The organism is uncultured Cohaesibacter sp. (assembly GCF_963556055.3).
Lineage (GTDB): Bacteria > Pseudomonadota > Alphaproteobacteria > Rhizobiales > Cohaesibacteraceae > Cohaesibacter.
Window position 1 is genome coordinate 119978 of the sequence record NZ_CAUVYE020000023.1, and the last position, 23883, is coordinate 143860.

Annotated in this window: 18 protein-coding genes and 4 tRNA genes; 3 read left to right on the top strand and 19 right to left on the bottom strand. The window is 51.9% G+C overall.

Annotated elements, in window-relative coordinates; genetic code table 11:
- Window positions 1–49 precede the first annotated feature (49 nt).
- From tuf (ACHZB8_RS16005) to ACHZB8_RS16090, 18 genes are all read right to left on the bottom strand, one after another.
- Window positions 50–1240, bottom strand: a complete 1191-nt coding sequence (tuf, locus tag ACHZB8_RS16005; protein WP_316861784.1) for an elongation factor Tu — start codon at window positions 1238–1240, stop codon at window positions 50–52.
- A 94-nt stretch (window positions 1241–1334) separates the two neighbouring features.
- Window positions 1335–3410: an elongation factor G gene (fusA, locus tag ACHZB8_RS16010; RefSeq protein ID WP_316861785.1), complete on the bottom strand. Its 2076-nt coding sequence runs from the start codon at window positions 3408–3410 to the stop codon at window positions 1335–1337.
- Between the two features lie 18 nt (window positions 3411–3428).
- Window positions 3429–3899 carry a 30S ribosomal protein S7 gene (rpsG, locus tag ACHZB8_RS16015; RefSeq protein WP_316861786.1) on the bottom strand — a complete coding sequence of 157 codons (471 nt, stop codon included), beginning with the start codon at window positions 3897–3899 and terminating at the stop codon, window positions 3429–3431.
- A gap of 24 nt (window positions 3900–3923) precedes the next feature.
- The gene (rpsL, locus tag ACHZB8_RS16020; RefSeq protein WP_090075714.1) at window positions 3924–4295 is read right to left on the bottom strand and encodes a 30S ribosomal protein S12; all 372 of its coding nucleotides are present in this window, start codon (window positions 4293–4295) and stop codon (window positions 3924–3926) included.
- Between the two features lie 804 nt (window positions 4296–5099).
- On the bottom strand, window positions 5100–9311 hold the full coding sequence (gene rpoC, locus ACHZB8_RS16025) for a DNA-directed RNA polymerase subunit beta' (protein ID WP_316861791.1): 4212 nt from the start codon (window positions 9309–9311) through the stop codon (window positions 5100–5102).
- Between the two features lie 92 nt (window positions 9312–9403).
- Window positions 9404–13546, bottom strand: coding sequence for a DNA-directed RNA polymerase subunit beta (gene rpoB / locus ACHZB8_RS16030; protein ID WP_316861792.1), 4143 nt, complete (start codon window positions 13544–13546; stop codon window positions 9404–9406).
- 156 nt (window positions 13547–13702) lie between these two features.
- Window positions 13703–14077, bottom strand: a complete 375-nt coding sequence (gene rplL, locus ACHZB8_RS16035) for a 50S ribosomal protein L7/L12 (RefSeq protein WP_316861793.1) — start codon at window positions 14075–14077, stop codon at window positions 13703–13705.
- Window positions 14078–14131: 54 nt separating this feature from the next.
- Complete coding sequence (rplJ, locus tag ACHZB8_RS16040; RefSeq protein WP_316861794.1) at window positions 14132–14650, bottom strand: 50S ribosomal protein L10; 519 nt, start codon at window positions 14648–14650, stop codon at window positions 14132–14134.
- A 341-nt stretch (window positions 14651–14991) separates the two neighbouring features.
- The gene (rplA, locus tag ACHZB8_RS16045; protein ID WP_316861795.1) at window positions 14992–15684 is read right to left on the bottom strand and encodes a 50S ribosomal protein L1; all 693 of its coding nucleotides are present in this window, start codon (window positions 15682–15684) and stop codon (window positions 14992–14994) included.
- Window positions 15685–15690: 6 nt separating this feature from the next.
- On the bottom strand, window positions 15691–16119 hold the full coding sequence (gene rplK, locus ACHZB8_RS16050; RefSeq protein ID WP_316861796.1) for a 50S ribosomal protein L11: 429 nt from the start codon (window positions 16117–16119) through the stop codon (window positions 15691–15693).
- Between the two features lie 193 nt (window positions 16120–16312).
- Window positions 16313–16849: a transcription termination/antitermination protein NusG gene (gene nusG, locus ACHZB8_RS16055; RefSeq protein ID WP_316861797.1), complete on the bottom strand. Its 537-nt coding sequence runs from the start codon at window positions 16847–16849 to the stop codon at window positions 16313–16315.
- Between the two features lie 7 nt (window positions 16850–16856).
- On the bottom strand, window positions 16857–17054 hold the full coding sequence (gene secE / locus ACHZB8_RS16060; RefSeq protein WP_316861798.1) for a preprotein translocase subunit SecE: 198 nt from the start codon (window positions 17052–17054) through the stop codon (window positions 16857–16859).
- Between the two features lie 98 nt (window positions 17055–17152).
- A tRNA-Trp gene (locus ACHZB8_RS16065) sits at window positions 17153–17228 on the bottom strand.
- A 460-nt stretch (window positions 17229–17688) separates the two neighbouring features.
- On the bottom strand, window positions 17689–18147 hold the full coding sequence (locus ACHZB8_RS16070) for a hypothetical protein (RefSeq protein WP_316861800.1): 459 nt from the start codon (window positions 18145–18147) through the stop codon (window positions 17689–17691).
- On the bottom strand, window positions 18140–18550 hold the full coding sequence (locus ACHZB8_RS16075) for a hypothetical protein (protein ID WP_316861802.1): 411 nt from the start codon (window positions 18548–18550) through the stop codon (window positions 18140–18142). Before ACHZB8_RS16075 ends, ACHZB8_RS16070 begins: the two co-directional genes overlap by 8 nt.
- Before the next feature lie 483 nt (window positions 18551–19033).
- Complete coding sequence (gene tuf / locus ACHZB8_RS16080; RefSeq protein ID WP_316861784.1) at window positions 19034–20224, bottom strand: elongation factor Tu; 1191 nt, start codon at window positions 20222–20224, stop codon at window positions 19034–19036.
- Window positions 20225–20389: 165 nt separating this feature from the next.
- Window positions 20390–20463 (bottom strand) — tRNA-Gly (locus ACHZB8_RS16085).
- A gap of 20 nt (window positions 20464–20483) precedes the next feature.
- A tRNA-Tyr gene (locus ACHZB8_RS16090) sits at window positions 20484–20568 on the bottom strand.
- Window positions 20569–20774: 206 nt separating this feature from the next.
- Here ACHZB8_RS16090 and ACHZB8_RS16095 point away from each other — a divergent pair.
- From ACHZB8_RS16095 to ACHZB8_RS16105, 3 genes are all read left to right on the top strand, one after another.
- The gene (locus ACHZB8_RS16095; RefSeq protein ID WP_316861804.1) at window positions 20775–21407 is read left to right on the top strand and encodes an alpha/beta hydrolase; all 633 of its coding nucleotides are present in this window, start codon (window positions 20775–20777) and stop codon (window positions 21405–21407) included.
- Window positions 21408–21456: 49 nt separating this feature from the next.
- Window positions 21457–22299 carry an RNA methyltransferase gene (locus ACHZB8_RS16100; RefSeq protein ID WP_316861805.1) on the top strand — a complete coding sequence of 281 codons (843 nt, stop codon included), beginning with the start codon at window positions 21457–21459 and terminating at the stop codon, window positions 22297–22299.
- Window positions 22300–22460: 161 nt separating this feature from the next.
- Window positions 22461–22536, top strand: a tRNA-Thr gene (locus ACHZB8_RS16105).
- A gap of 140 nt (window positions 22537–22676) precedes the next feature.
- Here ACHZB8_RS16105 and ACHZB8_RS16110 read toward each other — a convergent pair.
- On the bottom strand, window positions 22677–23432 hold the full coding sequence (locus ACHZB8_RS16110; RefSeq protein ID WP_316861806.1) for an MBL fold metallo-hydrolase: 756 nt from the start codon (window positions 23430–23432) through the stop codon (window positions 22677–22679).
- Window positions 23433–23883: the final 451 nt, after the last annotated feature.

Consider the following 23883-nt stretch of genomic DNA (forward strand, 5'->3'; position numbering starts at 1 on the left):
CAAAAGACTGGGGTGCGATAGGAGCACCCACACACCCCTGCCCTAATGATTACTCGACGATAGCGCCAACGATACCAGCTCCGACGGTACGGCCACCTTCGCGGATAGCGAAGCGCAGCTTTTCTTCCATCGCGATGGGCACGATCAGCTCGACATTCATATTGACGTTATCGCCTGGCATAACCATTTCCACACCTTCGTCAAGGGTAACAACACCCGTCACGTCGGTCGTACGGAAATAGAACTGCGGACGATAGTTCGTGAAGAACGGGGTATGACGACCACCTTCTTCTTTCGTCAGGATATAGGCTTCCGCCTTGAATTTGGTGTGCGGGGTAACAGACCCTGGTTTACACAGAACCTGGCCACGCTCAACTTCTTCTCGCTTGGTACCACGCAGAAGAACACCAACGTTGTCACCAGCTTCACCGCTATCAAGCAGCTTGCGGAACATTTCAACACCGGTACAGGTGGTTTTCTGGGTCGGCTTGATACCGACGATTTCGATCTCTTCACCAACCTTGATGATACCGCGTTCAACACGACCGGTAACAACCGTACCACGACCGGAAATCGAGAAAACGTCCTCGATTGGCAGAAGGAAAGGAAGATCCTTCGGACGTTCCGGGGTCGGGATGTAATCGTCAACAGCTGCCATCAGCTCATGGATGGAGTTGCGGCCGATTTCTGGATCACGGTTTTCAACCGCTGCAAGGGCAGACCCTTTGACAATGGGAATTTCATCGCCTGGGAACTCGTAGCTGTCAAGAAGTTCGCGAACTTCCATTTCAACAAGCTCAAGAAGCTCTTCGTCGTCAACCTGGTCAACTTTGTTCAGGTAAACAACAAGCGCAGGAACACCAACCTGACGGGCAAGCAGAATGTGCTCGCGGGTCTGCGGCATCGGGCCGTCTGCTGCTGAGCAAACAAGAATCGCGCCGTCCATCTGCGCAGCACCCGTGATCATGTTCTTCACATAGTCGGCGTGGCCTGGGCAGTCAACGTGGGCATAGTGACGGTTCGCGGTTTCATACTCAACGTGAGCAGTCGAAATCGTGATACCGCGCGCTTTCTCTTCGGGCGCACCGTCAATCTCGTCATAGGCTTTCGCAGTCGCTCCACCAACCTCTGCAAGGGTCATGGTGATCGCTGCGGTCAGCGTCGTTTTACCATGGTCAACGTGACCAATCGTGCCGATGTTTACATGCGGCTTTGTGCGTTCAAACTTTTCCTTAGCCATAGGAAAGTCTCCATTCTTAAAAATTTCATTAAGTGCGGCGGCTTGATCTTTCTGCTCTTAAAATCGAGCAGAAAGACCGACCAAACAAATGAAGTTAGGCGTATTTGGCCTGGACTTCGTCTGCGACTGCCTGTGGCACCTGTGAGTAGTGATCAAACGTCATGGTGAACTGTGCGCGACCCTGTGACATGGAACGAAGCGTGTTCACATAGCCAAACATGTTCGCCAGAGGCACCATGGAACTAATGACGGTTACAACACCGCGTGCTTCAGTTCCGGAGATCTGACCACGACGGGAGTTAATGTCACCGATGATGTCACCCATATATTCTTCAGGGGTCACAACTTCGACTTTCATCATCGGCTCGAGCAATTTAGGCCCGGCCTTCTGACAACCCTCACGGAAACCTGCACGAGATGCGATCTCGAAGGCCAGAACAGAGGAGTCAACATCATGATATGCACCGTCGGTCAGTTCGACCTTGATGTCTACCATTGGGAAGCCAGCCAGAGGACCAGATGTCATGACAGACTGAACACCCTTCTCAACACCGGGGATATATTCTTTTGGAACAGACCCGCCAACGATCGAAGAAGCGAATTCGAAACCAGCACCTGGCTCATTCGGCTCAAGAATGAGCTTGACGCGAGCGAACTGACCTGAACCACCAGACTGTTTCTTGTGGGTATAGTCAACTTCGTAGCGTTTGGAGATGGTTTCACGATAAGCCACCTGAGGCGCACCGATATTTGCTTCAACCTTGAATTCACGCTTCATGCGATCAACAAGGATGTCGAGGTGCAATTCGCCCATGCCCGCCATGATGGTCTGACCGGATTCTTCGTCCGTTTTAACACGGAAGGAAGGATCCTCGGCAGCAAGACGGTTCAGAGCGATACCCATTTTTTCCTGGTCAGCCTTGGTTTTAGGCTCAACAGCGATTTCGATAACCGGATCCGGGAATTCCATGCGCTCAAGAATAACAGGCTTCAGCGGATCACAGAGGGTGTCCCCGGTTGTCGTATCTTTGAGACCCGCGATAGCGACGATGTCACCTGCAAATGCTTCCTTGATGTCCTCACGAGAGTTGGAGTGCATCTGAAGCATCCGGCCGATGCGTTCGCGTTTTTCTTTCACGGTGTTCATAACCGAAGTACCGGTTTCGATCTTGCCGGAATAGATGCGACAGAAAGTCAGCGAGCCAACAAACGGGTCGTTCATGATTTTGAACGCCAACATTGAGAACGGCTCTGCATCATCCGCATGACGCTCGATCGGAGCTTCGGTCTTGGCATCGATACCACGAATGGATTCAATGTCGACAGGGCTTGGCAGATAGTCGACAACCGCATCAAGCAAAGGCTGAACACCTTTGTTCTTGAAAGCTGTACCACACAGGATCGGAACGAAATCGTTGGCGATGGTACCCTTACGAATAAGCGCCATGACTTTCTCGACTGTCGGCTCTTCGCCTTCGAGATAAGCTTCCATGGCTTCTTCGTCGGTTTCGACAACCGCTTCGATCAGTGCTTCATGATACTCGGCAGCCTGATCAGCCAGCTCGGCAGGAATTTCACCATATTCGAATTTGGCACCCAGAGATTCTTCGAGCCAAACAATCGAACGCATATTGACCAGGTCGATAACGCCGGTGAATTCGCTTTCAGCACCGATTGGCAACTGCAAGCACAGAGCATGAGCACCAAGACGTTCCTTGACCATTTCCACGCAGCGGAAGAAGTCAGCACCAAGCTTGTCCATCTTGTTGACGAAGATCATGCGCGGAACGGCATACTTGTCAGCCTGACGCCAAACAGTTTCCGTCTGCGGCTCAACGCCAGCGTTAGCATCCAGCGCACAAACAGCGCCGTCAAGAACGCGCAAGGAACGCTCAACTTCAATCGTGAAGTCAACGTGGCCTGGAGTGTCGATAATATTCAGACGCTTTTCGCGCCAGAAACAGGTTGTTGCAGCAGAGGTAATGGTGATCCCACGTTCCTGCTCCTGCTCCATCCAGTCCATGGTGGCAGCACCATCATGAACTTCGCCAATCTTATGGCTTTTCCCAGTATAATAGAGGATTCGCTCAGTCGTCGTCGTCTTACCAGCATCAATATGGGCCATGATGCCGAAGTTACGATAATCCTCAATCTTGTGGCTGCGTGCCATGACTTCGCCCCTAATGGTTTACCAGCGATAATGCGAGAAGGCACGGTTGGCTTCCGCCATACGGTGCGTATCCTCACGTTTTTTGACCGCAGAGCCGCGATTGTTAAAAGCGTCCAGAAGCTCGCCGGAAAGACGATCAATCATGGTCCGCTCGTTACGATTGCGAGCTGCTGCAATGATCCAACGGATAGCCAGGGCCTGCTTGCGTTCAGTACGAACATCAACAGGAACCTGATAAGTCGCACCACCAACACGGCGGGAGCGAACTTCCACTTGAGGCATGACATTCTCCAGCGCAGTGTGGAACACTTCAACTGGGTCCTGCTTCAATTTTCCTTCAACAGAATCAAGCGCACCGTAAACGATCCGTTCGGAAACAGATTTCTTACCGTCCAGCATGATGCTGTTCATAAATTTCGAAATAACGATATCGCCGAATTTCGGATCCGGGTTGATAACGCGTTTCTCTGCACTATGGCGTCGTGACATGTGACCAGAACTCCAAAAAGCGGCTTATTTAGGCCGCTTGGCGCCATATTTGGAACGGCGCTGTTTACGGTCTTTAACACCCTGTGTATCGAGCACACCACGAAGAATGTGATAACGAACACCTGGCAAGTCTTTTACGCGACCGCCGCGGATCATGACAACGGAGTGCTCCTGAAGGTTATGGCCCTCACCAGGGATGTAGCCAATTACCTCAAAGCCGTTGGTCAAACGAACCTTGGCCACCTTACGCAAAGCCGAGTTAGGCTTTTTAGGCGTAGTGGTATAGACGCGCGTACATACGCCCCGCTTCTGGGGGCAGGCCTCCATGGCCGGAACTTTGTTTCGCTTAACCGGCGCTTTGCGTGGTTTGCGAATAAGCTGGTTAATGGTTGGCATTAACGTGTGCCTTTCAGATCTCTCTGAACTAGAGCCTTTCCCGTTCATCTTGAGTGCCTCAAAATGGCCAGGAAACGCCATGTTTCTGTGGTTCGCGGCAAAATCCCGCAATTCAACAATCGCCGGACCGCCCTGATTACCAATTGCACCATTCGCACGCGCAAAAGCGCACCATCGCGCGACTTCTGCCGCGAACGGCGCTGTGAATACCAGAGGATTGCGGAAACCGCAATCATGAGCCAGTCAATCTCAGCTTCATTGAAACGAACATCGTTTAAATGGTCCTATGTCGAAAACGAGGCGCTTTCGATCTACGAGCACTTACGGCATGTCCGAGAAGTGGCGCGAAATTACTCTGAAGAATCTATTCCGTCAACCCCCCTGATGAAGATTCAGAGAGGGAAGATCAACGGGAGAATATGACAACATATAATTCTGTATAAACACCATATAGACGCATTTCATAAAGAAAAATCATCTCCAGTGCCAAGATATACAAAGAGTGCGTCCACTTTCTTTGCTCGGCTGCTCGGAAAATCCAGAATCTAGACGATTCCTTACAAAACCAAGCAAGGAATATTCGAAGCCGTCCCGATGCCAATTTCTCCCTTTTGGCACTTCCAAACCAAGAATGCCTGCCAATAATGGCCCAAAAAAAATTCACCCCATGATTCAAACTTAAGTTGGAATCATGCCGAAAGAATGCGCCCGCAGTGGAATCCGGCGAAACCCGGTTATGCGCACATGAAAAAGGCCACTCTCCTAAGGAAAGTGGCCTTTTCTGGTTCTTGACTGACAAACGGTCTATTCAGCAGGTTCAACCGGAGTTTGTTCAGTCTGGTCCTTGATCTGAGGCGTAGACATCAGAGACTGAGTTCTCTGACGCTCTTCCAGAATGAGATCGTCACGATGGGTTGCGACACGGCGCAGACCGGACATCACGCGGCCGGTACCAGCCGGGATCAGACGTCCAACGATCACGTTCTCCTTGAGACCCTCGAGCGTATCGATCTTGCCCTGAACAGATGCCTCAGTCAGAACGCGGGTTGTTTCCTGGAAAGAAGCCGCCGAAATGAAGGAACGGGTCTGCAAACTTGCCTTGGTGATACCAAGCAGAACCGGTTTGCCTTTCGCAGGCTGTTTTCCTTCTGCAGCCAGGCGCTCATTCTCTTCCTCGAATTCCAGACGATCAATGTGCTCGCCCTGTAGGAAGAAGCTGTCACCCTGCTCTTCGATTTCGACCTTCTGAAGCATCTGACGCACAATCACTTCGATATGCTTGTCGTTGATGCCCACACCCTGAAGCCGGTAGACATCCTGAATCTCGTTGACGAGATATTCGGCCAGAGCAGCAACACCCTTGACCGCCAGAATATCATGCGGAGCAGGATTGCCATCCAGAATATATTCGCCCTTCTCGATGGTGTCGCCTTCCTGAAGATGGAAAGGACGACCTTTCGGGATGAGATATTCAACGGGCTCCATAGACTCATCATGTGGCTCGAGCAGAATACGGCGTTTGTTCTTATAGTCACGACCGAAGCGAATGGTGCCATCAATCTCAGCGATCACGGCATGATCCTTCGGACGACGCGCTTCGAACAATTCCGCCACGCGAGGCAGACCACCGGTAATGTCTTTCGTTTTGGCGCTTTCCATCGGGTTACGAGCCAAAACGTCACCGGCAGAGACCTTCGTTCCCGGCTGAACCGACAAAATGGCATCGACCTGAAGCTGGTAGCGAGCATCACCGCCACGTGGCAGCGGGAGAATTTCGCCATTTGCATCCTTGATGACGATGGCCGGCTTCATGTCGGCAGAGCGTGGGTTGGACCGCCAATCGATCACGACGCGTTTGGTGATACCGGTAGATTCGTCCGTTGCCTCACTGACCGAAAGCCCTTCGGCAACATCTTCAAACCCGACAACACCTTCGACCTCACAAAGCACCGGACGGGTATATGGATCCCATTCCGCCAGACGCTGACCAGCCTTGACCTTGTCCCCTTCATCGACATGCAACAGGGTACCATAGGTGACCTTGTTGACAGACCGCTCGTTGCCTTCGTCATCGATGATGGCGATGGAGACGTTACGACCCAGAGTAACAAGACGACCTTCGGAGTCACGCGCGACGTTGCGGTTGCGAATCTCGATCTTGCCATCGAAGTTGGATTCGATGAAGGAGCTGTCGACCACCTGTGCCGTACCACCGATATGGAACGTACGCATGGTCAGCTGTGTACCCGGTTCACCGATGGACTGGGCCGCGATAACACCAACCGCTTCACCGATGTTAACATCGGTGCCGCGTGCAAGGTCACGACCATAACAGGCAGCACAAACACCGGCACGGGAATGACAGGTCAGAACGGAGCGAACCTTGATCGACTGAACACCACAGGTTTCGATCTCATCAAGATGCTCTTCCGAAATGATCTTGCCCTTCGGCACGATGACATTGCCCGTTTTCGGGTTGACAACATCTTCGGCAGCCGTCCGGCCCTTTGTACGAGTACCAAGGGTCGCAACGACCTGACCGGCATCGACAATGGCACGAACTTCAAGACCTTCCTCGGAGCCGCAATCAACCTCGGTAATGATGCTATCCTGCGCAACGTCAACAAGACGGCGTGTCAGATAGCCCGAGTTGGCGGTTTTAAGAGCCGTGTCGGCCAGACCCTTACGGGCACCATGGGTGGAGTTGAAATACTCCATCACGGTGAGGCCTTCTTTAAAGTTCGAGATGATCGGCGTTTCGATGATTTCGCCAGACGGTTTGGCCATCAGACCACGCATACCGGCGAGCTGTTTCATCTGTGCCGGTGAACCACGAGCCCCGGAGTGCGCCATCATGTAAACCGAGTTCATCGGTTTCTGGCGTTTTGTCTCTTCGTCGAACTCGACCGCCTTAATGCGTTTCATCATCTCGTCGGCAACGCGATCGGTACATTTCGCCCAAGCGTCAACAACCTTGTTGTATTTCTCGCCTTGCGTAATGAGACCGTCGTTATACTGGGTTTCGAATTCCTTGGCCAACTCACTGGTCTCGTTGATAAGACCCGCTTTGGTGTCAGGAATGACCATGTCGTCCTTGCCGAAGGAAATCCCGGCACGGAAGGCGCGGTTAAAGCCAAGACCCATGATCTTGTCACAGAAGACAACCGTTTCCTTCTGACCACAGGCCCGATAGACCGAGTGAATCATCTTGGAAATTTCTTTTTTGGTCATCAGCTTGTTGCAAGCATCAAACGAAACCTTGTGATGACGCGGCAGCAATTCACCGATCAGCATGCGACCCGGCGTGGTTTCAAAGATTTCCGAAACCGGGTTGCCCTCTTCATCAATGGTCTTGAACCGGCCCTTGATCTTGGCATGCAAGGTCACGGCTTTTGTTTCAAGCGCATGATGCAACTCGCCAAAGTCGGAGAAGAGCATCCCCTCACCCGGTTCATTTTCGTTCATGATCGAGAGATAATAAAGACCAAGCACGATATCCTGAGACGGCACAATGATCGGGTCACCGTTAGCCGGATGCAGAATGTTGTTGGTCGACATCATCAAGACGCGGGCTTCGAGCTGCGCTTCCAGAGAAAGCGGAACGTGAACAGCCATCTGGTCGCCGTCAAAGTCGGCGTTGAAGGCCGAACAGACGAGCGGATGCAGCTGAATGGCCTTGCCTTCAACAAGATGCGGCTCAAACGCCTGAATGCCCAGGCGGTGAAGCGTCGGCGCACGGTTCAGCATGACCGGATGCTCGCGAATAACCTCTTCAAGGATATCCCAAACCTCGGGTTTTGCCTTCTCAACCAGTTTCTTGGCCTGCTTGACCGTGGTCGAATAGCCCTTGGCGTCAAGGCGCGAATAGATGAATGGCTTGAACAGCTCAAGCGCCATTTTCTTCGGCAGACCACACTGGTGCAGCTTCAGCTCAGGACCAACCACGATAACAGAACGACCCGAATAGTCGACGCGTTTACCAAGAAGGTTCTGACGGAAACGACCATGCTTGCCTTTGAGCATATCGGACAGAGATTTCAGCGGGCGCTTGTTGGCACCGGTGATAACACGACCACGACGACCGTTGTCGAACAGCGCATCAACAGACTCCTGAAGCATGCGTTTTTCGTTCCGGATGATGATGTCCGGAGCACGCAACTCCATAAGCCGTTTCAGACGGTTGTTACGGTTGATCACCCGGCGATAGAGATCGTTGAGATCAGAGGTCGCAAAGCGGCCACCATCCAGAGGAACCAACGGGCGAAGATCAGGAGGAATGACCGGAATGACCGTCATGATCATCCACTCAGGACGGTTGCCCGACTCGATGAAGGCTTCAACGATCTTCAGACGTTTTGCCAGCTTGATCGGTTTCAACGACGAGGTGCTCTCGGCGATTTCCTGACGCAGTTTCTCGGAGATCTGTTCCAGATCGAGAGATGCCAGAATTTCGCGGATCGCCTCGGCCCCGATCATGGCGGTGAAGGTATCCTCACCATATTCGTCCTGCGCGATCATATACTCCTCTTCCGTGAGGAGCTGATATTCCTTGAGCGGTGTCAGACCCGGCTCGACAACGATGTAATTCTCGAAATAGAGAACGCGCTCAAGATCCTTAAGCGTCATGTCCAGCAGCTGGCCAATACGGCTTGGCAGGGATTTCAGGAACCAGATGTGAGCAACAGGTGCTGCCAGCTCGATATGGCCCATACGCTCACGGCGCACACGCGAAAGAGTGACTTCGACACCGCATTTTTCACAAATGATGCCTTTGTATTTCATGCGCTTGTATTTGCCGCACAAGCACTCATAGTCCTTGATCGGACCAAAGATGCGGGCGCAGAAAAGACCGTCGCGCTCAGGCTTGAAAGTACGGTAGTTGATCGTTTCTGGCTTTTTGATTTCACCAAATGACCAGGAAAGAATTTTTTCCGGGCTCGCGATGGACACGCGGATCTGGTCGAAAGTCTGGGCCTGAGCCTGCGGACTGAAAAGATTCATGACCTCTTGGTTCATGGTGTCTCCTCTTTACGGTTAGACGGACCGCAGGCGTCACTCCATGCGATCCGTTCCGACAACTTGCCTCGGTTAGTGATATCGGGCGCTGCTTATTCAGCAGCGTCCGCAGGCGATGGATCATTCGGCTCCAGGTCGATCAGGCGCTGGCTATCTTCCAGCTCCATGTTCAGACCCAGAGACCTGATTTCTTTCACAAGAACGTTGAAGCTTTCCGGAATACCGGCTTCGAAGGTGTCATCACCCCGAACAATCGCTTCATAGACCTTGGTACGACCGGCCACGTCATCCGACTTGACGGTAAGCATTTCCTGCAAGGTGTAGGCTGCGCCATACGCTTCGAGCGCCCAGACCTCCATCTCACCGAAACGCTGACCACCGAACTGCGCCTTACCACCGAGCGGCTGCTGGGTAACAAGCGAGTATGGGCCAATCGAACGACCGTGAATTTTCTCGTCAACCAGATGGTGAAGCTTGAGCATATAGATATAGCCCACAGTCACCTTTCGGTCGAACATTTCACCGGTACGGCCATCATAGAGCCAGGACTGACCAGATGGGTCCAGCCCCGCCAGCTCGAGCATGTCGACAACGTCAGGTTCACGCGCACCATCAAAGACCGGCGTCGCAATCGAGACGCCTTTCCTCAACTGTTCGGCCATGCGGATGACGCTTTCGTCATCATGCTCGGAGACGTCCAGATTCTTGCCGTTGTCATGATAGACATCTTTCAGTTCCAGACGCAGAGGCTCAAGGTTGCCGGTCTTCTTATAGTCGTCATACATCCGACCGATCTTGCGGCCCATGCCCGCACAGGCCCAGCCAAGATGGGTTTCGAGAATCTGACCGATATTCATGCGCGACGGCACGCCCAGAGGGTTCAGAACGATGTCCACATGGGTACCATCTTCGAGATATGGCATATCTTCGATAGGCACGATGCGGGAGACAACCCCCTTGTTGCCGTGACGACCAGCCATTTTGTCACCTGGCTGAATCTTGCGTTTGATCGCGATGAAGACCTTCGCCATTTTCATCACGCCCGGTGGCAACTCGTCACCGCGCTGCAACTTCTCGACCTTGTCGATAAACCGCTGCTCAAGGCGTTTGCGGCTGTCGTCATACTGATTGCGCAGTGCTTCCACTTCGCTCATCAGCTTTTCATCATCAACAGCAAACAGCCACCACTGGCTACGCGGATAATCCGTCATCTCGGTATGGCTGATGACCGTGTCTTTCCGGTAACCTTTCGGACCGGCAGAACCAACATGACCACTCAACATATCCGCAAGACGTCCATAGACGTTCCGGTCAAGAATGGCCTGCTCGTCATCACGGTCTTTCGCCAGACGCTCGATTTCCTCACGCTCGATAGACATCGCGCGTTCGTCTTTTTCAATACCGTGACGGTTGAAGACACGCACCTCAACGACGGTACCAAAGGTTCCCGGAGGCATGCGCAAAGAGGTATCACGGACGTCAGAGGCCTTTTCGCCAAAGATGGCACGCAAAAGCTTCTCTTCCGGTGTCATCGGGCTTTCGCCCTTCGGCGTGATCTTGCCAACCAGAATATCGCCCGGCTTCACTTCGGCACCGATATAGGTAATGCCAGCCTCGTCGAGATTTTTCAGTGATTCTTCCGAGACGTTCGGAATATCGCGGGTGATCTCTTCAGGGCCGAGCTTGGTGTCGCGGGCCATCACTTCGAATTCCTCGATATGGATCGAGGTGAAGACATCTTCCTTCACGATACGCTCGGACAAAAGAATGGAGTCTTCGAAGTTGTAGCCGTTCCAGGGCATGAAGGCGACGAGAACGTTGCGACCAAGAGCCAGATCGCCCAGATCCGTTGAAGGTCCGTCAGCAATGATCTCGCCCTTCTGAACGAAATCACCAACAGAGACCAGAGGACGCTGGTTGATACAGGTTGACTGGTTCGACCGCTGGAATTTGCTCAGACGATAGATATCAACGCCGGACTTGTGAGCATCGATTTCTTCGGTTGCACGGATAACGATACGGGTCGAATCCACCTGATCGACAATACCCGTCCGTGTCGCAGCAATCGCGGCACCGGAGTCACGGGCGACGATCGGTTCCATGCCGGTTCCAACGAAAGGCGCCTCGGCACGCACAAGCGGCACCGCCTGGCGCTGCATGTTCGATCCCATCAGAGCGCGGTTGGCGTCATCGTTTTCAAGGAACGGAATAAGCGCCGCAGCAACGGACACCAGCTGTTTCGGAGACACGTCCATGAAGTCGACGCGCTCGACAGGAACCATCATCACTTCACCAGCATGGCGACAGATGACCGTTTCTTCGACGAAAGCCCCTTCATTGGTCAGTTCGACATTGGCCTGCGCGACATAGTGCTTACCTTCTTCCATTGCGGAAAGATAAATCACTTCACGGGTCACACGACCATCGACAACCTTACGATAAGGCGCTTCGATGAAGCCATATTTATTGACACGCGCAAAAGTCGCCAACGAGTTGATCAGACCGATGTTCGGACCTTCAGGGGTCTCAATCGGGCAGATACGACCATAATGGGTCGGATGCACGTCGCGAACCTCGAAGCCAGCACGCTCACGGGTCAGACCACCCGGGCCCAATGCCGAAAGACGACGCTTGTGCGTGATCTCGGAAAGCGGGTTGTTCTGGTCCATGAACTGGGAAAGCTGCGAAGACCCGAAGAACTCGCGAACAGCGGCTGCCGCCGGTTTCGCGTTGATCAGATCCTGTGGCATCACAGTGTCAATTTCAATCGAGGACATGCGTTCCTTGATTGCGCGTTCCATGCGAAGAAGACCGATGCGATACTGGTTCTCCATCAATTCGCCAACGGAGCGAACACGACGGTTGCCAAGGTTATCGATATCGTCAATCTCGCCCTTGCCGTCACGCAGATCGAGCAATGTGCGAATAACCTCGATGATGTCTTCCTTGCGCAGAATGCGAACCGTGTCCGCGACATCGAGATCCATACGCATGTTCATTTTCACGCGACCAACCGCGGACAGATCATAGCGCTCGGAATCGAAGAACAGAGATTCGAACATTGCCTCGGCAGTCTCGAGGGTCGGCGGCTCACCGGGACGCATGACACGATAGATGTCAAACAGCGCCGACTGACGATCAGAGTTCTTGTCAATGGCAAGAGTATTGCGAATGTAAGGACCAACAACCACGTGGTCGATATTCAGCACCGAGATTTCGTCAAAACCCGCATCCTTCAGGACAGCAAGGACCTTCTCGTCAATCTCGTCACCGGCCTCGGCAAAAATCTCGCCGGAGGTCAGGCTTACCGCATCTTCGGCGAGATACTTGCCGTAGAAGTCTTCGTCTTCGACCTTGAGATATTTCAAACCGGCATCAGTCAGCTTCTTGATCTGGCGAACAGTAAGCTTTTTGCCAGCTTCGAAGACGACTTCACCCGTATCGGCATCCACAAGATCGAGATCAGGTTTGGTGCCTTTCAGGGCATCTCCATTAAAGGCAACGCGCCATGCGCCATCAACCTGCTGATAGGAAACTTTTTCATAATAGGTGTCGAGAATTTCCTCGGTATCAAGACCAAGAGCAAACAGAAGGCTCGATACGGGAATTTTACGACGACGGTCAATACGGGCATAGACGATGTCTTTGGCGTCGAATTCGATATCAAGCCAGGAGCCACGATAAGGAATGATGCGCGCAGCAAAAAGCAGTTTGCCCGAGGAATGGCTCTTGCCTTTGTCGTGATCGAAGAACACGCCGGGAGAACGATGCATCTGGGATACGATCACGCGCTCGGTGCCGTTCACGATGAAGGTACCCTTGTCTGTCATGAGCGGCATGTCGCCCATATAGACATCCTGCTCCTTGATATCCTTGACCGACTTGGCGCCTGTGTCTTCATCAACTTCAAAAACGATAAGACGCAAGGTCAGCTTCAGAGGCGCAGAATAGGTCATTCCGCGCATACGGCATTCTTCTGTATCGTATTTCGGCGCCTCGAATTCGTAACGGACAAATTCAAGCTGAGCCGTACCGGAAAAATCGGTGATCGGGAACACAGAAGAAAAGACCGCTTGAAGGCCTTCATCAGGGCGTCCAGAGGCGGGTTCTTCTACTTGCAGGAACTGGTCATATGAAGCCTTCTGAACCTCGATGAGGTTTGGCATGTCTGCCACTTCAATGATGTGACCAAAATATTTTCTTAAACGTTTGCGACCGGAAAACGTCTGAGCCATCGTCGCTCCTCGTCTCGCTCTGTGGGCGGTTGACCAAAAAGCCCGTCACAGGATTGTGCAGGCTCTTGAGAAAAACGCCCGGATTAATGGGCACCAAATTTTCAAGCAAATTTTGGGGGAATCACTTCCCCCAAAATTCTACACAAGGTTTGAACCTTATTTCAATTCTACAGAAGCGCCAGCAGCTTCGAGTTTAGCTTTCAGCTCTTCAGCTTCAGCTTTGTCGACGCCTTCTTTGACCGGCTTCGGAGCACCTTCGACGAGCTCTTTAGCTTCTTTCAGGCCAAGGCCGGTGATGCCGCGAACTTCTTTAATCACGTTGATTTTCTTGTCGCCAGCAGCGGTCAGAACAACGTCAAATTCGGTTTTTTCTTCAGCAGCTTCAGCAGCAGCGCCACCAGCAACTGCGGCAACAGCAACAGGAGCAGCAGCAGACACGCCCCATTTTTCTTCGAGCATTTTGGAAAGCTCAGCTGCTTCCATAACGGTGAGGGTAGAAAGTTCTTCTACGAGCTTCTCAAGATCAGCCATCGTATTGTTTCCTATTGGTACGAACCTAAAATTCTAGTTTTTTCGAGAACGGCCTTATGCCGCTTCGTCCTTCTTGGCATATGCGCCGAATACGCGCGCGAGCTGTCCGCCCGGTGCTTGCAGAATCTGAGCAACCTTGGTCGCAGGTGCCTGAAGGACACCAACGATTTTGCCGCGCAGTTCGTCAAGCGATGGCATGGTAGCAAGTGCATTCACGCCCGCGGTATCGAGTATGGTGGCTCCCATGGCACCACCAAGAATAACGAGTTTGTCGTTTTTCTTGGCGAATTCAGAGGCCACCTTCGGTGCTGAAACGGGATCACCTGACGTGGCGATCAATGTCTGACCCTTGAAAAGGTCGGAAATCGGTTCAGCGTCCGTGCCTTGAAGAGCGAGCTTGACAAGACGGTTCTTTGCAACCTGCACCATTGCACCGGCTTCGCGCATTTGACTGCGAAGTTCGGTCATTTCTGCAACAGTGAGGCCAGCATAGTGAGCAACGACCACCACTTCCGCGCCATCAAGCGTTTCGTGAAGGGCCGCGACAGCTTCTTGCTTTTCCGCTCTATCCAATGCCTTCTCTCCAGTTACCGGCCCCCGCCCCGAAAGGCAAAAACCGGAGGTTACACTTGACCAGATCAACATCACAAATACAGCAAGGAGATCTGGCACGAAGGGACCTGTCCTCCTTGCCGACAATGCGCAAAGGCAAAGATCGAGCAAGCATAGGTTCGAACCAACAGATCAAAAAGGTCTATCAGTCCATTCCCATCTGTGCAGGAAATTAAGCTCGAGACAAACTGGCAACAGCCACCCTGCCTGTTCGGGCACCCACAGTCTTGGACAGGCGTCTGACAATAGTCAGACATCCCCCCGACGAGAGTCGGAGGGAATCTTTTTGACTTCTAATCGTTTTATTCGACAGAAGCAAGATCTACACGCACACCAGGCCCCATTGTCGAAGACAGGGACATTTTCTGCATGTATGTGCCTTTTGCTCCGGTTGGTTTCGCCTTGGAAACCGCAGAAACAAAGGCTTTAATGTTTTCCACAATCGCAGCATCGTCGAAGCTGACCTTGCCGACACCACCATGAATGATACCAGCTTTTTCAACACGAAATTCGACAGAACCGCCTTTTGAGTCCTTCACGGCCTGTGCAACATCAGGGGTTACGGTACCAACTTTCGGGTTTGGCATCATGCCACGTGGACCGAGAACCTTACCCAGTCGACCGACCAGCGGCATCATGTCAGGAGACGCGATGCAGCGATCAAAGTCGATTTTGCCGCTCTGGACGATCTCGACCAGATCTTCAGCACCGACGATGTCAGCACCGGCAGCCTTGGCTTCTTCAGCCTTGTCACCACGTGCAAAGACAGCAACGCGAACAGTCTTGCCAGATCCGGCAGGAAGCTGACAGACACCACGAACCATCTGGTCGGCATGACGAGGGTCAACACCCAGATTGAGACACACTTCGACAGTTTCATCAAATTTGGCGGTAGCCGCTTCTTTGACGATCTTGACGGCATCTTCCAGCGTGTAGGTTGCGTTCACATCGACTTTTTCGCGCGCGGCGCGAATGCGTTTTCCAACTTTAGCCATGTTCTATTACCCCACAACCTCGAAGCCCATTGCGCGGGCGGTGCCTTCAATCTGCAACATCGCAGCTTCGATGTCATTGGCGTTCAGATCTTTCATTTTCGCTTCAGCGATTTCCTTGACCTGATCTTTGGTAACCTTGCCACCAACGTCACGACCCGGTGCAGAAGAACCCTTCTGAACCTTTGCAGCCTTTTTGAGGAAGTAAGATGCAGGTGGGGTCTTCATCTCGAAGGTGAAAGACTTGTCCTGGTAAATGGTAATGATCACCGGAACAGGTGAGTTCTTTTCCATTTCCTGCGTCTTGGCGTTGAACGCCTTACAGAATTCCATGATGTTCAGACCACGCTGACCAAGAGCGGGACCGATTGGAGGAGACGGGTTGGCCGCCCCTGCTGGCACCTGAAGTTTCAGGTAACCCTGGATTTTCTTTGCCATTTACTTTCCCTAACATGTTACGGACTCAGTCGAGCCCTGCTAGACACACGAAAGTCGCGCGGTCAGACCTCCCGTTTGCCTGGCAAGCAAACCGGTCTCCCGCACGAGTGAAAGACAATCTCGCCGAAACGAAATCATCAAACGGATAAGGCCGCGCTCAAATCGTGTCGATCCGTGCGCAGCGCCTGAAAGGTCAGAGTTTTTCGACCTGATTATATTCAAGCTCGACAGGCGTCGCGCGACCAAAGATCGACACGGTAACCTTGAGGCGAGCCCGTTCCTCATCCACCTCTTCAACAAGGCCATTGAAGGATGCAAACGGACCATCGGAAACGCGAACCTGCTCACCGACTTCAAAGGTGACAGTCGGCATCGGCTTGTCGACACCTTCCTCAACCTGCGACAACAGACGCTCGGCCTCGGCATTCGTAATCGGCATCGGCTTGTTGTCAGATCCCAAAAATCCGGTGACTTTGGGCGTATTCTTGATCAGGTGGTATGCGTCATCCGTCATGGCCATTTTCACCAGAACATAGCCCGGGAAAAACTTCCTCTCGGATTCAACCTTGCGACCGCGCCGCACTTCCACAAACTTCTCGGTCGGAACAAGCACCTCATCGAAAAGGTCGCCCAAACCGCTCTGGTCAGCTTTCTGACGAATGTCTTCAGCGACCTTCTTCTCGAAATTCGAATATGCGTGAACGATGTACCACCGCTTTGGCTTCGTCATGTTGCCTCTACCCTCCCAAGCTCACAATATAGCTGACACCAAGGCTCATGATCTGGTCAGCGAGCAGGAAGAACACAGAAGCAAGTGCAACCATAACAAACACCATCAGCGTGGTAATCGCTGTTTCTTTCTGAGTAGGCCAGGTAACCTTGGCCGCTTCGGAACGAACTTGCTGTAAAAAACTAAAAGGGTTTGTCTTGGCCATGGAACCGCTCACATATAATAACGCGCGAAACAGGTTTCGCGCGTTCCAAAGATTCTCACCATATATATTATCTTCTCAGAGAAGATCAAGCACGAAATTGGCAGGGGCGGAGGGACTCGAACCCCCGACCCTCGGTTTTGGAGACCGATGCTCTACCAGCTGAGCTACACCCCTACTTCCGTGATCTTAGTGAAAACCAAGTTGGAGACTACCTATTGACTTTCCACCCGTACTGCAAGGGGGAAGTTGAATTATTTGCAAAAAATCAACAGGCGGGATGATTTGAGGCGGTTTTGGAATATCTCCGCGTGAAAACAATCAGCATCATTGATGGATAGGGCGTTGGGCGCCCAACTTGTCATCGGCCGCCTGGGCTGTGATGGTGTTGAAACACAAGACAATAAGAGCGATCACGCGGAATAAGAATTGTTTCATAGCAGAACCTCTTGAGCAGAGTGAATTGCCCAAGAATTGTAGACACCTTGGGGCTTCAAATCTTCAATTTCTAATATTCAACGGGCGAGCGCATTCCGTTTGCAGCGTGTAAGCAACATATAGTTTGCCTTCAGGCAGGCAGACCGGCAATTGCGCTTGTCTCAATTAATATCGCGCAAGATCGGAATGAACAACTTAACTATAGATCGCTTGGCATCTTGCTTTTACAGATCATGATATAAACAAAATCACCCAAGAAAAAACGTTGAACTTCATGAAATTCAAGATTCCTTCCATTCACGTTTTTCATCAATTTCTCTGTGCCCTTTGTATAGTATAAGTGTTTTTTTCCAGAATCCGTAATATGAGCGTAGAGTTGAGCCCCGTCACGGTGGAACACCTTATTTCCATCATCGAGTAACTTGACTGACTTGTTGGGCTGAATTGTCCAAGGACCACCAACAACCCAATTTCCATTACGCTTTTTGTAATCTAAATAGATTTTTCTCTCTGCGGTACAATTATTTTGCACCTTCACACGCCTGCTAAAGCTGTCTGGCCACGAATCTGAATGGGCTGCGTCAGGAAGCAAGAAAATAGCCAAAACTGCTAAAAGCCAATATTTCATCAAATAATACTCCGCAATAGGATCAGTCACAAAGTTTCAATGAAACCGAATAATCATCAATAGCCTCAACCGATGCCGCACCGACAGGATAATGACGGTTATTTGAAAAAGAAATCCAGTAGCTTTGACCTTCATCTATGGTTCTCGGGCCGTATCTCCCGTCTGTTGTCTCGTAATAAGTGTATAAATACTTTTTGGAGAAATCATGCACAATCAAATCGCCGTTTTTGTCCGTTGGAAAGCCGCTCTCACCTGGTTCGGTGGTGAAGAATCCATAGTTGTGCCACTCGTCATATTCATCGATTACGTGCAGGATAACTCTCGCCTTTTCGTCGCAACCATTTGTAATCTTAATAGCACTTTCCGATGCCGCAGCCTGACCAGAGTAAACAAAAGCTGACAGGATTGTTATTGGAAGTAAATATTTGTTCATATCAAGTTAACACTAGATTCGCAGTCCAACTTTTGCCGACTTCATGGTAAATTTTTATAGAATGTGTATATTTATTTCTGAAAATATTATTTTATTTACAAAGTCAACAGACTTAGACTTACCATATTCTATACCGCGTGCTCAATCGTTTTTGCCAATTTTGCACATTCACAAATTATTCTTCTTCTAAAATCAACTTGATTTTAGCCTGTACTAAGCGGCTAATTATGGCGAGGTAAAAAATGGCAGCATTGCAAAAGTCCGTTGCAAAATAGACCCATGAAAATCGGCTATGCTCGCATCATTGCACGCTCATCAAAGCTTGGTTCGGTTTTTGGCAAATCCCAATTCAGACGTTGGCCTATTTTGCAATATTCGTCAAATGAGCTCCAAGCCGCATCCCCTCCCCGTTTTTCCAACAAAAAAGCCCCCGCCCTTTGAAGGACGGAGGCTTCGAAATCTTTTGTCGATCGCTCGAGAAGCTTACTCGACGATAGCGCCAACGATACCAGCTCCGACGGTACGGCCACCTTCGCGGATAGCGAAGCGCAGCTTTTCTTCCATCGCGATGGGCACGATCAGCTCGACATTCATATTGACGTTATCGCCTGGCATAACCATTTCCACACCTTCGTCAAGGGTAACAACACCCGTCACGTCGGTCGTACGGAAATAGAACTGCGGACGATAGTTCGTGAAGAACGGGGTATGACGACCACCTTCTTCTTTCGTCAGGATATAGGCTTCCGCCTTGAATTTGGTGTGCGGGGTAACAGACCCTGGTTTACACAGAACCTGGCCACGCTCAACTTCTTCTCGCTTGGTACCACGCAGAAGAACACCAACGTTGTCACCAGCTTCACCGCTATCAAGCAGCTTGCGGAACATTTCAACACCGGTACAGGTGGTTTTCTGGGTCGGCTTGATACCGACGATTTCGATCTCTTCACCAACCTTGATGATACCGCGTTCAACACGACCGGTAACAACCGTACCACGACCGGAAATCGAGAAAACGTCCTCGATTGGCAGAAGGAAAGGAAGATCCTTCGGACGTTCCGGGGTCGGGATGTAATCGTCAACAGCTGCCATCAGCTCATGGATGGAGTTGCGGCCGATTTCTGGATCACGGTTTTCAACCGCTGCAAGGGCAGACCCTTTGACAATGGGAATTTCATCGCCTGGGAACTCGTAGCTGTCAAGAAGTTCGCGAACTTCCATTTCAACAAGCTCAAGAAGCTCTTCGTCGTCAACCTGGTCAACTTTGTTCAGGTAAACAACAAGCGCAGGAACACCAACCTGACGGGCAAGCAGAATGTGCTCGCGGGTCTGCGGCATCGGGCCGTCTGCTGCTGAGCAAACAAGAATCGCGCCGTCCATCTGCGCAGCACCCGTGATCATGTTCTTCACATAGTCGGCGTGGCCTGGGCAGTCAACGTGGGCATAGTGACGGTTCGCGGTTTCATACTCAACGTGAGCAGTCGAAATCGTGATACCGCGCGCTTTCTCTTCGGGCGCACCGTCAATCTCGTCATAGGCTTTCGCAGTCGCTCCACCAACCTCTGCAAGGGTCATGGTGATCGCTGCGGTCAGCGTCGTTTTACCATGGTCAACGTGACCAATCGTGCCGATGTTTACATGCGGCTTTGTGCGTTCAAACTTTTCCTTAGCCATGGAAACAGCTCTCGTCATCGTCGGCCAACCGTCGTTGGCACACTTCAGCGCTAAAGGTGGCAACTCTTCTCTGCAAGAAGCCGCAACCCAGGTTCAATACAAAAAAACCGAAACACCACGGACAACGGAGCCATGCTGTATGATCTGTGTAGCTGAAATCAATGATGGAGCGGGTGAAGGGAATCGAACCCTCGTCATCAGCTTGGAAGGCTGTTGCTCTACCATTGAGCTACACCCGCGCGAGACGTTAAGACGAAGATGGTGGAGGAGGCTGGATTCGAACCAGCGTACGCTAAGCGAACGGATTTACAGTCCGTCTCCTTTAACCACTCGGACACTCCTCCAAGCTTCGCCGTCCTGTCCCTGCGAACAGGATGGTCTCGAATTGCCCGCCAAGTCGCGGTCAGTTCGTGAGCGGCTTTATGCAAAACCGCATGAGGGAAGTCAACACGGATTTTATCATTTTTGTGGGTATCGCAAAAATCCCGTATTAGACTGGGGATATTTGGCTCCATATAGCAGCAACTTACCCACCGTCAGTGAAAAACCCATGCCCATTCTTGCTGATTACTATTATCAAACCAATGGCCACAAAAGCGATGGACATCCGATCATCTATCTGCATGGCTCGGGTCGATCCGAAACTGATGGTGCCGATTTTTTGGCACGACTCGGGCTACGTTGCAGCGCCTGCCTTGTGCGTGGCCCCTATAGTCAAAGGCCGGGATATGGCTTCGTACAAAGAAACGAAGACCATACGCTCGACCATGGTCAGATCAGGAAAGATGCAGCGGAGTTTTCACATTTCCTTGTCGAATTTGCAAAGCATGCATCACACACGAGCAAAGCGCCCATTCTGATCGGATATTCAAGCGGCGCGATCATGGCGGCGGCCACACTCTGGAACAAACCGTCCCTGATTGCAGGAGCCGTTTTGCTAAGACCCCAGTCACCGAGCCTTGAAAGTCCGTCTCCCCTCGTCGGTTTGCCAATTCTGCTTCTCTCAGGCCTTTGGGACGAACGCAGAGAGCCGCAGGATGCGAGTGATCTGGAAATCCAGCTCCAGCAAGCGGGAGCCAGAGTGACACACCTCACCGTCAAGGCTGGCCATGCCGAGGCGGAAGACAACTCGGACTCCACATACACACGCCATTGGCTTGAAGATTGCCTCTTCAGGCTGTGACCCGCTTTTAGCGCTTGCCCTTCCCCAGTTTATGGCTGTAAATCGCTTCATGACAAAAAACAGATCTCAAAAACAGAAACGGGCCCGTCAGGGCCAATCGTCTGACCACGGACAAAGAGGTCCTCGCAAGAGTCACGACGATACGATTCGTATTTTCGGCATCCATACGGTTGCCAGTGCCATCGCCAATCCCCGCCGCGAGCTGATCCGCCTTCACGCAACTCCGAACGCGCAAGCCCGACTGGTCGAGGAAATTCTCAAGATCGGTGGAAATCCCTCTCGCATCGATGGCCTTGTACAGACAGCCACACCCAAAGAGATCGATGCATTGGCGCGCGACGCCGTGCATCAGGGCGTCTTGCTGGTCGCACACAATCTGCCAGCCCTCGACATTGCCGACATATTTGATTGCAAGCTGGTCGTCATTCTCGATCAGGTCACCGACCCTCACAATGTGGGCGCCATCATGCGCTCGTCGGTCGCCCTTGGTGCAGAAGCGCTTGTCATGACGGGACGCCACAGCCCCGAGGAATCCGGCATTCTGGCCAAAACGGCCTCTGGCGGGCTTGACCTTCTGTCCATGGTGTCAGTGCCCAACCTCGCCCGTGCCCTGGATGACCTTGCCGATAGCGGCTTTGACGTCATCGGCTTTGATTCAGAGGAAAGCGAACCGTTCGAGCAGATCATTGCCGAGCAGGATCCCAGTCGCCCTCTGGCGCTGGTCTTCGGATCGGAAGGCAAAGGCATGCGCCGCCTCACCCGTGAGAAATGCACTGCCCTTGCACGCCTCGACATGCCCGGCCCCATCAAAAGCCTCAATGTCTCGAACGCGGTTGCCATGACCCTTTATGCCTGCATGCTCAAGCGAGCGGGATTATTGACACCGAAATGATCGTCCTGCCCCTGATTTGTCCAAGCTGCAAGCGGAGCGACAATCAACGGGATTAAAGTGGAAGAAAGGCACCATAACCGGCACACTGAAACAAGTTTGGGAATAGTGCTTTGGAGTTCTTGACAGACCAGAAGCCTTTCCCTAAACAAAGGCACCTTCAAGCCGCTATAGCTCAGCTGGTAGAGCACCTGATTTGTAATCAGGGGGTCGGGGGTTCGAATCCCTCTGGCGGCACCATTTCCCCCACGCATCGCCGTTGGGCTTGAAGGCCTGAATTCTCACAAACCTGAATTCTCACAAAAATGATATAGAAGCGTCAACACGATTGCCCGTCTCTCTGCCTGTGCCATACTTGGCCAGCAAGAGCGACGCCCCGACTAGTCAGCAAATTCGATATCGTCGCCAGTTGACAGCTTCTGAATGCCAAGCGCTGAGTGGAGCTTGGACAGCGTTGGAAAATCAACACAATGCATCGGGTGCAAATGTTCCGGCTTTTCTGCCCTGAAATAGTCGATTGTTCCCGCCGTGGTCTCCTCATCATGCTCGAACAAGTGAAACCCGCCCATTACCGCATGAAGCGCCTGCCCCGTGACCTCTTTTGCATAGTCACAGATGTTGCAAATACCAGCATGGGAACAGCCCGAAATCACAACAGCTCCATTTGATGTTTTCACCGCAATCGCTGAATCTTCAAGCATCGGATCGCCTTTGTAGCTGCCCTTTTCAAATCCCTTTGTGCGCGGGATTTCACCAAGATAGAACACACCGGGTGCCATCTCGAAAGGCGAGCGGGACTCAATGACATGAAAGTCTGCCCGATAGGCACCAGCCTGTTGCTCAGGCAATTTTCCCAACAGGTCAGGATGCAACAGCAGCCTCTTTTTCTCGGCGAAATCGTGATATTGCAACCCATCCACATGATCCCAGTGATAATGCGAGAGAACAACGAAATCGGTCTTCTGCAAATCAATTCCCAGCTTCTGTGCATTGGTCCTGTAGATACCGGAATGGCCAGTATCAAAAAGAATACGAATCCCCCCCACCTCAATAAAGGCAGAGAAGCCCCACTCGGCCAAACAGGTCCGGGCAGCTTTGTGGCTGATTTGATTTTCGCATAGAAACGTCGTTTTCATGACCGTCAAACATATATCGTGTTGATGAGAAAGGCCAAGGCAGACACATCACCGATTGTGAAGACCAACCCTGGAGACCCGATGGAACAACGTCAGGATAAATGGCTCGGATAACAGCGTCCAGCCGAATAGGAAAAGGTGCGGATATGACGCAGCTGACGCAGCCGCAAAGTCGCTCCAGCGTCTTCAAAACCAAGCAGCAGGCAGCAACACCTCGCCAGTTACTGTGAAATTGGATTGCAGTCCAGGAACAACCAGCCTCACGAGACGAAGCCACATCCCTCAGTAGGATGAGGTGCCCTAAAACAGCGAATCCCCAGACCATTTTAACGGCACCCCATCACCAGCCCCCCACGGGAACACAATGCAAAAGGATCGTTCACGACAAACACGGCCAAACAAAGGTGAAGACATTCAAACCTGACTTTTGCTCGTCGCAAAAGCGATGTTT